Source organism: Enterobacter sp. SA197 (genome assembly GCF_054131575.1).
The window spans coordinates 1,925,235-1,937,604 of record NZ_CP096393.1; the positions used below are offsets into that span (position 1 = coordinate 1,925,235).

Genomic DNA, 12,370 nt, shown 5'->3' on the forward strand with positions numbered 1-12,370 from the left:
ATAATTTTCTCTTAATCTTGTGGGGTTTCATTATATCCCGTTTTGTTCTCTTAATTTGTATTCCAACTCGGGTTGGAACCCATTGCCCACGGTTCATAATGAGCAGGAGGAGTAATGGCAGGGCGAGGGATAATACGTGCTTTTCCATATAAATTAATACGTAAAGTTGAGTCTTCAGTTTTTAAAGACGAAGATAATTGCCACTCTTCCTCAGCATAATTATTTGTTTCAGGTGGTGATTCATCTTTAGTATTACTACCATTTTTATAAACTATATCAGCAGTAAACTTAAATGTCCCCTTAATTCCGTCATGGTATGCAACCAGATCCAGGCCATTATCATGCTCATCCAGAGCAAAGCCTGCTGCTGCACCGATAGTGGCTTCAGCCTCAGCCCTGAGTTCTACGACAAAAACTTCGGCCTCAAAGGTGGCGCTGACCACACCTTTTATACCCAGGTATAACTGATTCTCTGTGAGGGTATTGAATGTCCATTTATCATCTTTTTGGCTGTATGCTGCCCCGATGTTTAGATTTATGCCAGATGCTACCTCTATATAACACTCCACACTGGTACCGTGTTTTCTGAGATAGTCACGACATCTGCCGACTAATGTATCAATTTTACAGTAGGCGCAGATAAACTGAATAATGTCAAATTTTAGCGTTGCCTCCAGAAAAGGCTTTCCATATAATCCGAAATAATGACATGGGCCTTCTTTTATATCAGTGTACTGATAAGCGTAAGAAACGCCGATTTTCAGTGGCTCTGCTTTAAATGAAAATACAGCATATTCTCGTGTCTTGTTTCCATTTTCTGGATCAGGAGCAAAATAAGTGTTGAGGTTATCAACTAACTGATCTGCCCGATTTAACTGCTCAAGTGCTTTAGTTCTGCGCAGTTTTTTTATTTCTTCCTCATACTCATGTGTAAATTCTTTATTGCAAATTTTCAATCCGAAATCCACGTTCAGTGCAGTTTTATTCATCAACTCAAACTGAGCCGTTTTATACGTCCAGCCGTTACGTAATTTATTCTTATTTTTTGGCTGCGTATTATCCATGGTTTGTCGGGATTTTATTTGCTCGTCACGGCGTTCTTTGATAGTTCGCTCTCTGCGTGATGAAATAAGGTCATAGCTTAACCCAACCGTAAAACGTATTTCAATCGTCGGATAGACATCAATTTCAACATATCTGCCACACTCGTGACAGCCATTTACCACAACTGCATAATGAGCTGGTTCATCAAAAATTTTTCCGGGGTGGGTAACTGAACTGAGATATTCCCACGGACTTCTGAATGAATCGACTATACTTAATTCTTTTTTCTTTCCTCCGTAATACAGTATGACTTTTTCTGGCTTTTCATCAGCACTTAACGATTCAGACGCCCCCGCTTTATACTCTTCCAGCCATGCTTCCGGACACCCACTTTTGTCGCATTTACTCTCGATAGTGATGGTTCCATCACATCCGTCTCCTTCATCCAGCAGTTCAAAATGAACTTTTCCCTCTTTCGACCAGATATGATGTTCTTTATTTTCAGGAAAATCAGTAATCACATCCATCAGGCATGGGTCAGGTATACCGCACTCGACACAGGCTTGTCCGGCAGTCGATGATGGTTTTGACATAATAGCTTCCTTATTGAGGGAAAAAACCGAGTTCCTTTAGAAGCAACATTTCAACCTGTCGGTGTGCTGCCACTTCATTATTATTTAACATGTCAGTCCATTCATGTGGAATGTCAGCTTTGTGATAGATTTTATTTTCCAGTAATAAATAAATCATACCTCTAATAGATCTGTCATCATTTATGTTCAATGAATGGCAGAAATCAAAATAACGCTCAGCGCAATCGTTGTCGCGCCCGCTCGGATAAGGAGAGCCTTTCTCTGTATGATAGTTTTTTATATATATCTCAAGATTTTTGATGTAGTTTTTTTGTGCCTGTCTGTTCAATAGCTCATATTGTCGCTGAGAGAAGGTCAGTGTCGCATCACTTTCTCCGGTAATTTTCCTTTTTCCTGACTGGCGGAATACCGAAAAATCATCCTCCCGCCTTTCTTCTGAATAATGAGTAATTATTTTAGTAACTGGTTCAATAAATTTGTACAGTTCAAATGGAGTCAGTACATTAACCAGTGTCCAGATGTTACGTGGATCATAAAAGCGAAATAATGCGGGCTTGCTTTGTTCTGGTATCTTAGCCCACAGATAATGGCGGAAGTGCTGTACTAACAAATGAATTTTATTGCACGAATAAAAATATATTCCCCAGGGGGTTTCTTTTTCCGTCAGCCACCCGGCTACTTCCGGTGTAACTTCCATCAGGTAAGGCGCTATCTCAGTCAGGTCTGGCTGGACAGGAGGAGAAAACAGGCAACAATGTGGGGGACTGGTTTTCTGTAGAAATTCCAGCAACCCTTCTTCAACGGCACCATCGACAATGGCATAGCGTACGGCTTCCATTACTGATCCTCCTTCGGGCAATGTGCAACAAACATTGTGCCGCTTCCTGCGGCAGCTTTGAGAATGACGGGGCGCATCGGCAGTATTACTTCTCCCGGACTGCCGCCACTATTCAGATTAATTTTTGGCCCCTTAATATCGACGCCGCCTGCATGTATCACGACAAACGAACCTCCCACGCGGAGGCTGATTTTACTGTTACTTTGCAGAACAATATCGCCCTGAACGTCGATCCCCAGTGCACCGGCTATCTTCCGCGCCAGGTCGCCTTTGACTTCCAGACCATGATTGCCCTCCACCAGACTCACATGGTCTCTGGTCGTCTTGTGGTCCTGCCTGCCGTCCACCGTGACTTTACGGTCATTGGCTACCACCAGTGATTCATCATGGCCAATGCTCACTGTCCGATCGTAATCTATTCGTACGTCCTTGCTGTTGAGCACCTTCACCTGCATGTTTTTCTGCGCATGCACATAAATTTCTTCATTATCCGTCGCATCCTCAAAGCGCAGTTCGTTAAACCCGTCACCCCGGTAGGTTTTTGAGCGGATGGTCATCTGCGTCTTCGTGTCCGGCAGACGGCCGGGGGCGCGGTTCACGTCATGGTACAGACGCCCCGTGATGACAGGCTGGTCCGGGTCGCCGTGCAGAAAGTCGACAATCCCTCCTGGCCGACGCGGGGCAGGGCCAGGCTGCCGAACCCGGCGCCCGCCCACCCCTGGGAGACCCGTATCCAGCAGGAGCTGTCTTCACTGTTGCCGTGGTAACGGTCCTGGTGAAAGCGCACCCGCACGCGGCCGTATTTGTCGCAGAAGATTTCCTCACCCGGCGGGCCCGTGACCACGGCACTCTGCGGGCCGTCCACCCGCGGCTTCGACAGCGGGGTGACACGCCAGGTGCGGTCTGCCGGGATAACCTCCAGGCGGTTGCTCAGCGTGGTGCCTTCCCCCGGACTGCCGTGCTGCGCCTGCGGCTGCCGGCCCTCCATGACACTGCCGGTGACCTGCCATTCCCGGTTCAGCAGGGAGGCGGGGTGACCGGTCAGGGTGAACCGCCGGCCGGGCCACAGTACCGGGCTGTTGCTCTCGCAGGTGGCGGTCTCCGCATCCCGGCGCCAGCCCTCTGCCTGATAACGGGCAAAATCCCGCCCGTGCTGCTCATCCTTGAAGCGCCCGGGGTAGTCGAAGATTTCGTACTGCGTGCGCTGGCCGTTGAGCTCACGGGGGTGGTGACTGAAGCTGCCCTGCCAGTGTGGCGCTTTGAAAGTGTAATCCCGGGTCTGTACCGAGGAGGGACGTATCTGCGCCTGGTAGCGGAACAGGCTGATGCAGTCCGTGGAGACCTCCGTGCGGGTGTTGGGGTTAAAGGGCAGCTCACCCGCGCTGCCGGTGCCCGCGACATCATCGGTGAGCACCAGTTTCTGCTCCGCTGCGCCGCAGGCGAACCAGTCGAAGAAGAAGATACCCTCCTCGGCCCACAGACGGCGCAGGAAACCGAGGTCAGTCTCGCCGTACTGGACGCAGAATTCGCGTGGCGGATGGGGGTCGTACAGGCAGGGCACCTGGCCGGTGACACCGTGCTCCGTGAGGAGGGTGGCGGTGATGGCCTCAGTGTCCAGCTGCTGGAAGATGCGGAAGTTCCGGCGCAGGCCGCAGCGCCAGAGGGCAGGCGAGACCGTCAGGGCAAAGTTCATCTGACCGTGGGCGCTGTGCGCGAGGGCGAAGCCGGTCACGATGCCGCTGAGGACGAACCGGGAAACGCTGCCCTGCCAGACGGTGAAGGTGGCATTTTTCTCCAGAAAACGGGCGGCGTCCCAGCCTGAGAATCTGCCGGTGACCTCCGCGTCAAGCCGGAAGGGTGTGGAGAGGTGCTGCTGAAGGGAAAAGGTGACGACGGCGATGGCACGCGGGGGGAGCCCCTCCACGTCAAGGGTAAAGCGAAGGCCTTCCTGAGACATAAACTTCTCCCGGTCCAGATAGTTAATTATGGAGCCACGATTTTCCGTGGCAGACTTACAGGCGTAATGGCAATTCCAGGCACGCTACCGCCAGAGTGTCCGGCATCTGCCATCTCCCATATGCAAAGGGTATTGCCGGGGGGCTGACCTGGTCATTCCGCCCCTGGTAAAAAATGCCACTCTTCTTGCAGTCGCAGTGGCATGGGTTGGATTATGCTTTCAGTGGTATGCGCAAGGCGTCCACCTCAGAGGGGCAGCGAAGAGGTGCTCCCACTCGACCTTGCAATAAGCCAGAGAGGCATTAACCAGTTGAGCGAATTCACGCTTTTCCACGTCCTGACAGTGCGGCAGATGGCAGTCGATAACCACGATCGTGGAGTCGGTAAGACAGGTGGTTAAGAGAGGCTCCTGTTTTGCCTTTAACAGAAAGACGATGCCAGTGCAGTTCAGTAGCCGGCAGCATTTCGTCTTCCTGAACCTGGCCATAGATGTTGCCCACAGACTCCACCGTAAATGCACGATGGGCGCTCAGCCCCTGAGTTTGTCCTTTAACTAAGAGGGAACACGGTATTGGCACGGGGAGTACTCCTTGTAGGGCATCGTAGTCATTTTGTAACGGCCTCCCTTCATCAAAATAATGATTTGATCTGATAATCTTTTATTTAATTTTGGGTGGATTCATTATTTATTTTTTAACCTATAACTTTATCAAAAAAGGTGTTTATCCCATTTTGCGTTGATGTTACCAGGGCGATTGCTTATTGAGCTTTAATAGCGCGAATGTATTCATCCATCGAATGATTGTTATGTATCCTATAGTGTATTGGATGCATTTGTGGTTCGGTTCTCTTGTTTATGTGCATTAATCTATTTATAGCATGTGTTTTTGCAGGAGTTATGTGCGAGTTGCCACAGTTTAATGTGTTTATTTTTAAAATGGTTTTAAAGGTAGAGTGATTAAAGGTATATATGACGATATCTTTTGTGTTCTGTTTTATATCATCAGGACGATTTATGAGTATTCTCTTAATAATTAAGAAAAGTCTTTTTCAACTCGACACTGAAATCCATGATACTTCGCGTCAGGAGATGGCAGCCGTTATCGACGCGTTATTGTACAATACAGCTGCATCTGTTGATATTCTTGTAGTAAATGCGATGATTGCACATATAAACGCCGGTGCTGGCCAACAGTGGGACCCTATTTTTTATACTCATGAGTTTCAAGAACGTAAAGCACAGCTTCGTTCACTAATCTTGCTGGTTGATCGCATTAAAATGCGTGAAAAAATTAGAATTCATCTGAGACATCTTATGAAAGAGAAAGTAGTTGACGATAGAGTGTTTGCGTCGGGCATCACGCGGGCAGGAGTTTACAAACACGTCTGTTCCAGCAAATATGGTGAATCTGGCGGTGAGTCTGTCACGGCCGCCATCGGTAATTATGCCTTGAAAAAACTGCTGTGGATTTTACGTTGCTAAATACGTTAATACGGGCAATGCAATGGTTTACACGACGTTCTTATCTTCGGTTGCGCCAGAATTGTTCGGCCTAGCTTCATGGTCGAAACGACAGGGTAAAAGGATAGAGCATCAATATTTGAAGGCCCGGCATATATCCAGTGACGATGGCTGCGTGAACTGTCCTAAATTTGGTATTTTGCTGGACTATTGCCAGCGCTAACGGGTGGTGTGAACAATATGGATGTTGAAGAGCGTTATTATCGAGAGGAACTGGACTACCTGCGTCAGTTGGGAAAATTACTGGCTAAAGAAAAACCCTTTTTAGCCCATTTTCTTAAGGAAAAACAGGGAGATACTGATGTTGAGCGCCTGATGGAATCTTTCGCTTTTTTATCGGGGAGATTACGGCAAAAGCTTGAAGATGAGTTTCCCGAGTTTACTCATGGTATCATCCGTATGTTATGGCCTAATTACCTTCGTCCGGTTCCGGCTATGACGGTCATTAAGTACGAACCTGAAAAGACGCTAAAAATACCCGTGCAGATTTTACGTAATGAATTGATTAGCACAGGTACGTTGCGGATTATTCGCCCAGAGGGGAACGTTCTGGGAAGCGATACGGCATCGTCTCCTCCAGCTTGCCATTTCACGCTGGCACGGAATATCTGGTTGCAGCCCTTAGCGATAAAAAACGTTCGCAACGCAAGCAGCCTTGATGAAGGTATTATTGATATTGAATTTTACACTGACAAAGGTATCACTGCTGACACACTGGATTTAAATAAAATCAGTTTCTGGCTGGGTAATCACGACGATAATACCCGCTATCAGCTCTATTTATGGTTAAGTGAGCGTTTGATGGACGCAGAAATAATTATGGGAAACATTAGCATGCCCTTGCCCAACTTATGGCTGGACCCTGCAGGGTTTGAGCGAGAGGATGCGCTACTGTCATGGCCTAAAAATATCCACAATGGATACCGGATACTGCACGAGTATTTTTGCTACCCAGAGAGTTTCTTCTTTTTTCATCTTCGTGATGCTGAACCGTTAATGGAGGATTTCCGCGGCGGCGAGTTCACGTTGCGTTTGCGTTTCAATCAACCGCTGCCCACCGATATAAAGTTGCGTAAGGATTCATTGCACGTGAGCTGTACGCCTGCGGTGAACCTTTTTTTACATCATGCTGAACCAATACGCCCAAATGGTGACTTACAGCAATATCCGTTACAGGCTAGCCACCAAGATCCGTATGCTTACGATATTTTTCGGGTCAAGTCCGTCACAAATAAAATTCCCAGTGCAAATGATGGGCCTGAACAACGATCGAATTCCGTCATTCACTGGCCAGAATTTGAAAGTTTCAAGCATCAGGTTGAATACAGAAACCAACGTGAGGTAATTTACTGGCATCATCGCACCAGGACGTCTTTATTTCATCGCGGTCTGGATCACAGTATTGCTTTTGTTCATGCTAATGGGGATGTACCAAATCCCGCTCGACTGAAGGGGGCGGTGATTAACCCCTTGCTGGTTTGCACAAACCGAATGCTTCCTATTGAACTTAATACGGGCGATATCAGTGTTGCTGTTAGCAAAAATCCGGCTGTCGCCTCATTCAGCAATATCACTTGTCCCACACGTCCTCTCGATCCGGTGATGGATGGAGATATGCACTGGTCGCTTATTTCCAGTATGAATTTGAATTATCTCTCTCTTTTGGACAGAGATGCGTTGGTGAACATTCTGCGTACCTTTGATATTCCCGGTATTCATCATCCCCAACGAGCTCGCTTATCTCAGCCAAAACTGGATGCAATTGAGAAGATGGAAACACATCCGGTGGATCGGCTTTTTAAAGGGATACCGGTAAGGGGACTTGCCACCACGCTATGGATCAATCCAGCACCTTTTATCTGTGAGGGGGAGATTTACCTGTTGGGTGCGGTTTTGTCTCATTTTTTCGCGCTATACGCCAGTATCGTCTCGTTCCACCTACTGAAAATTATCAATGCGGAAAGTCAGGAGGTCTGGGAATGGGAGAGTACTGGTCAGCATGCCCTGATGTAATCTTTTCGCAAGATGCGAATAATCACAATTTTTATGTGCTTCTGGCGTCACTGTAGCGCCAGGCTCGTTGTCGGTCGCTCTGTTCTGATTGTCAATTTTGCCCTCGGTGGGTAAAAATCTTATGGTCATTTTTTATTTTAAGTGACATGGACAATTACAAGGAGTGATTTTTGCAGGGTTTTCTCCACTGGACTCAGTTGGGAATACAAGAATATCAGGCGTACAGAACGGTGTTCCTCACGCTATTACCGATAGTGCAGTGCAAGCAGTATCATTTAATTATGAAAGTATTAACTATTGATGGCAAACATAGCCAATAACACTCTCTTAAATCTAAAAGTCTGGTTGCTGGAAAAAGGTATATCACCGCTTTTGTTTACCATTATTATGCAACACTGCCTGCCGCCACATCATACTGGCGGCAGGTGAGTAGACGGTGTATTCAGTGGTTATTGATAGCGTTTTACCAAATCTTTTACCACTGCGGCGATCGTTTTTTGTTTTAACTGACTCATCGTTTGTTGTGACAATGGTATTTTTTCGTTAAGTCGTAAGGAAAGATTTTCTTCATAGTTAATCGGAGACCAGGTTGCCCACGTGCCTGTTGCCACATCGACCAGAGCAAAACGTATCAGATAGCGTAGCGAACCCGAACTGGTGACTGTTTCATTTTGATAATCTGTCCATATGGTCGTTTTAGTTGCGTTTTGATAATGACCTGTTTGCAGTGCGTCCCAATAAACGAGTACCGTTCTTTGCTGCCCTTTTGCAGCGATATAACGCAGTGACTGCATATAGTTCATGTTTTCGCTGAAGGCGGCCTGGCCCTCGTCATTTTTCAGTTTATTGCAGGACAGGTTTCTTTGTCTGTCCGGGATACCTGAAAATGTCGTTACTCTGTAATATTTACTTAATTCCTGCTGCATAGCCGTCTCCGGCGCTCGACTGCCCGACTGAATGAGAATAATAGCTGAGCCCGGCGGCACACTGAGCTTTTCGTCATCAAGCGCAGCCTGAATATCCTCTTCTGAAACGGCGAGTGTAGTCTCGTTTCCAAATACATCTTTATCTGTCAGTTGGAGTGGGATGTTTTTACTCTTCCTTGCTTCAGTTTCGGGTGCGCTTTTTTTTCTGGCATCAATTGAAGATTGGGTGCAACCATTCGTCAGTAATGCTGCAGCGAATACAAGTAATAAAGGCGTTCTCATGAAGTATCTCGTGTAGGGATGGGTGGGTTATTTTACCCTGGCTGGGCGAAGTATCTTTGTTTTATTTTGATTATAAATAATTAAGGGGGGCTTTATATTTATTGCATCAATAAGTAAGTAGATTTAATAACTTTCAATATTAGGACTCTGATAGCGCGTAATTATAACCGGGCAACGTTCGCTATCTCCTGGCAAATACCTTAAGCGCAAATGCCGGAAGGCTGCGCAGATTTCCTTCCTCATGCTTATAAAGGAAGAGGGAGGGGGGATTGACTCGCTGCGCTCGCCCTGCGGGCAGCTTCCTCGCGGGCTCGTCAGCTGTCCACCCGGCTGTCGCCGGTTGTCGAACCCCGGTCGGGGGTTCTCATCCCCCCCGGGGGAGTGCAACATGCGAAAAAAAAGCCCGCATTTGCATGCGAGCTCTTCTTAAAATAATGGCGGTGAGGGGGGGATTCGAACCCCCGATACGTTGCCGTATACACACTTTCCAGGCGTGCTCCTTCAGCCACTCGGACACCTCACCACATTTTTTAGCGTTACACCACCAGGGGGCAACGGGGCGCTACTATAGGGAGTTGCATGAAAACGGTCAAGCTTATTTTCGGAGATGATGATTGTTCGCTTAAGCTGTGAGCAACGGACATTATTAAAAAGGATTGAAATGCTGAAATGTCGGAAGGCTGCGCAGATTTTCTTCCTCATGCTTATAAAGGAAGAGGGAGGGGGGATTGACTCGCTGCGCTCGCCCTGCGGGCAGCCTCCTCGCGGGCTCGTCAGCTGTCCACCCGGCTGTCGCCGGTTGTCGAACCCCGGTCGGGGGGTCTCATCCCCCCTGATGCGGGAGAATATAAAAGAAAAAAGCCCGTACTTACGTACAGGCTCTCATCTGAAATAATGGCGGTGAGGGGGGGACTGACTCGCTGCGCTCGCCCTGCGGGCAGCTTCCTCGCGGGCTCGTCAGCTGTCCACCCGGCTGTCGCCGATTGTCGAACCCCGGTCGGGGGTTCTCGTCCCCCCCGGGGGAGTGCAACATGCGAAAAAAAAGCCCGCATTTGCATGCGAGCTCTTCTTAAAATAATGGCGGTGAGGGGGGGATTCGAACCCCCGATACGTTGCCGTATACACACTTTCCAGGCGTGCTCCTTCAGCCACTCGGACACCTCACCATATTGTTATCCCGACGCTGCCGGGACGGGCGCTAATGTAGGGGAGTCTGGTACTCCCGTCAATCAACTTTTTCAATTAAGTCGCGCGATTATACAAACTTCAAACAACCTGCTTCTAAAATGCTCTGAAACTGACTTTTTTCTCAGCAGCACGCTTTTTTCACCGTGTTATCAATGATCTTTGCTATGTTGATGTGCCTGTTCGCGGACGTAACTTACGCCAACATATTGACGGATGTCCGGGACATCACAAACCATAACGGGAGCAGAGATGGACATTATCTTTTATCACCCCTCATTCGACAGTGAGCACTGGACCCAGGAACTGAGCAACGCACTGCCTGATGCGAGGATAAGGGTCTGGCAGCCAGGAGATGATAAACCAGCCGATTATGCACTGGTCTGGCATCCACCCGTTGAGATGCTGCGTGGACGAAACCTGAAAGGTGTGATCAGTCTGGGCGCCGGTGTGGATGCAATCCTGACGACATTAAAAGCGCATCCGGAAATGCTGGCACCGGATATTCCGCTTTATCGACTCGAAGACACAGGGATGGGACGGCAGATGCAGGAATATGCCGTCAGCCAGGTACTGCACTGGTTCCGGCGTTTCGATGATTATCAGCGGCTTAAGCAACAGGCGCGGTGGCAGGAGCTTGAGGAATACCGACCTGAAGAGTTTACCATTGGGATCCTTGGCGCAGGCGTACTCGGCACGCAGGTCGCAGAAAGTTTACAGGTTTGGGGTTTTCCACTGCGCTGCTGGAGCCGTTCGCGAAAGCATATTCCGGGGGTAACAAGTTTTGCTGGTAAAGAAGAGATGCGCGATTTCCTGCGCGATACACGTGTTCTTATCAACCTTTTACCGCACACGCCGGTGACCGCTGGCATCATTGACCACGCGTTGCTCAACCAGCTTGCCGATGAGAGCTATGTAATGAATCTCGCCCGCGGAGCTCATCTGGTCGAAAGTGATTTGCTGGCTGCGCTGGCATCCGGCAAGATCAAAGGCGCGATGCTGGATGTGTTTAATCAGGAGCCTTTGCCAGCTGATAACCCGCTCTGGTTACATCCGCGTGTAACTATCACTCCGCACATCGCAGCGGTTACCCGTCCCGATCAAGCCATTGTTTATATCGCCAGAACGATTCATAACCTGGAGCGTGGAGAGACAACAAGCGGGCAGGTGGACAGAACGCTGGGCTATTGAGTAAAACGCGATCGCCGGGGTTTTCATTAAAAATAGCGATGATAACTGCTATCCTTGCAAAAAACATTTACAGGAGAGTTTCATGTATCCCGTTGACCTGCATATGCATACCGTCGCCAGCACCCACGCCTACAGTACCCTCCAGGACTATATCTCTCAGGCTAAGCGCAAAGGAATCAAGCTTTTTGCGATTACCGATCACGGGCCAGACATGGCCGATGCCCCGCACTACTGGCACTTTGTGAATATGCGTATCTGGCCCCGTCTGGTTGATGGCGTAGGCATTTTGCGTGGCATTGAAGCGAATATTAAAAATACCGACGGCGAAATTGATTGCAGCGGACCGATGCTGCCGTCGCTTGACCTGATTATTGCCGGTTTCCATGAACCGGTGTTTGCACCACAGGATGAAGCGACCAACACCCAGGCGATGATTGCCACTATCGCGGGCGGCATTGCCCATATTATCAGCCACCCGGGAAATCCTAAGTACCCTATTAATATTAAGGCAGTTGCTGAAGCCGCAGCGAAGTATGATGTAGCGCTGGAAATTAACAACTCTTCTTTCCTGCACTCACGTAAAGGTAGCGAGGCCAATTGCCGCGCCATTGCCGCTGCCGTTCGCGATGCAGGCGGGTGGGTCGCGTTGGGATCCGACTCCCATACTGCTTTTACCCTCGGCGATTTTGACGAATGCCGTAAGGTCCTCGATGATGTGGGCTTCCCGGAAGAAAAGATCCTTAACGTCTCACCACGCCGTTTACTCTCTTTCCTTGAATCTCGCGGGATGGCGCCCATTAGCGAATTCGCTGAACTTTAA

The 12,370-nt window shown here is 48.6% G+C and carries 7 protein-coding genes, 2 tRNA genes and 2 pseudogenes; 4 read left to right on the top strand and 7 right to left on the bottom strand.

What is annotated here, in order from left to right:
- Nucleotides 1-50 precede the first annotated feature (50 nt).
- The 4 genes and pseudogenes from M1D91_RS08775 to M1D91_RS08790 form a co-directional block, all read right to left on the bottom strand.
- Nucleotides 51-1,637, bottom strand: a complete 1,587-nt coding sequence (locus tag M1D91_RS08775; RefSeq protein WP_457976179.1) for a hypothetical protein — start codon at nucleotides 1,635-1,637, stop codon at nucleotides 51-53.
- 10 nt (nucleotides 1,638-1,647) lie between these two features.
- Nucleotides 1,648-2,475 carry a DUF4123 domain-containing protein gene (locus tag M1D91_RS08780; RefSeq protein ID WP_437434559.1) on the bottom strand — a complete coding sequence of 276 codons (828 nt, stop codon included), beginning with the start codon at nucleotides 2,473-2,475 and terminating at the stop codon, nucleotides 1,648-1,650.
- Nucleotides 2,475-4,432 (bottom strand): annotated as a pseudogene (locus tag M1D91_RS08785) (type VI secretion system Vgr family protein). Before M1D91_RS08785 ends, M1D91_RS08780 begins: the two are co-directional and overlap by 1 nt.
- Before the next feature lie 211 nt (nucleotides 4,433-4,643).
- Nucleotides 4,644-5,009: pseudogene (locus M1D91_RS08790) on the bottom strand (type VI secretion system tube protein Hcp).
- Nucleotides 5,010-5,446: 437 nt separating this feature from the next.
- On the opposite strand from M1D91_RS08790, the gene M1D91_RS08795 reads away from it, so the two are divergent.
- Together M1D91_RS08795 and tssF are read left to right on the top strand one after the other, a co-directional pair.
- Nucleotides 5,447-5,914, top strand: a complete 468-nt coding sequence (locus tag M1D91_RS08795; RefSeq protein ID WP_437430229.1) for a type VI secretion system contractile sheath domain-containing protein — start codon at nucleotides 5,447-5,449, stop codon at nucleotides 5,912-5,914.
- A gap of 219 nt (nucleotides 5,915-6,133) precedes the next feature.
- A complete protein-coding gene (gene tssF / locus M1D91_RS08800) occupies nucleotides 6,134-7,966 on the top strand; it encodes a type VI secretion system baseplate subunit TssF (RefSeq protein ID WP_437430230.1) in 1,833 nt (610 codons plus the stop codon).
- A gap of 449 nt (nucleotides 7,967-8,415) precedes the next feature.
- Here the strand turns inward: tssF and M1D91_RS08805 are convergent, their stop codons facing one another.
- The 3 genes from M1D91_RS08805 to M1D91_RS08815 form a co-directional block, all read right to left on the bottom strand.
- Nucleotides 8,416-9,174: a hypothetical protein gene (locus tag M1D91_RS08805; RefSeq protein WP_437430231.1), complete on the bottom strand. Its 759-nt coding sequence runs from the start codon at nucleotides 9,172-9,174 to the stop codon at nucleotides 8,416-8,418.
- 435 nt (nucleotides 9,175-9,609) lie between these two features.
- A tRNA-Ser gene (locus M1D91_RS08810) sits at nucleotides 9,610-9,697 on the bottom strand.
- 555 nt (nucleotides 9,698-10,252) lie between these two features.
- Nucleotides 10,253-10,340, bottom strand: a tRNA-Ser gene (locus M1D91_RS08815).
- A 271-nt stretch (nucleotides 10,341-10,611) separates the two neighbouring features.
- Here M1D91_RS08815 and ghrA point away from each other — a divergent pair.
- Together ghrA and M1D91_RS08825 are read left to right on the top strand one after the other, a co-directional pair.
- Entirely contained in the window at nucleotides 10,612-11,550 is a 939-nt protein-coding gene (gene ghrA / locus M1D91_RS08820; protein WP_437430232.1) for a glyoxylate/hydroxypyruvate reductase GhrA, read from the top strand.
- A gap of 82 nt (nucleotides 11,551-11,632) precedes the next feature.
- Nucleotides 11,633-12,370 carry a phosphatase gene (locus M1D91_RS08825; protein ID WP_437430233.1) on the top strand — a complete coding sequence of 246 codons (738 nt, stop codon included), beginning with the start codon at nucleotides 11,633-11,635 and terminating at the stop codon, nucleotides 12,368-12,370.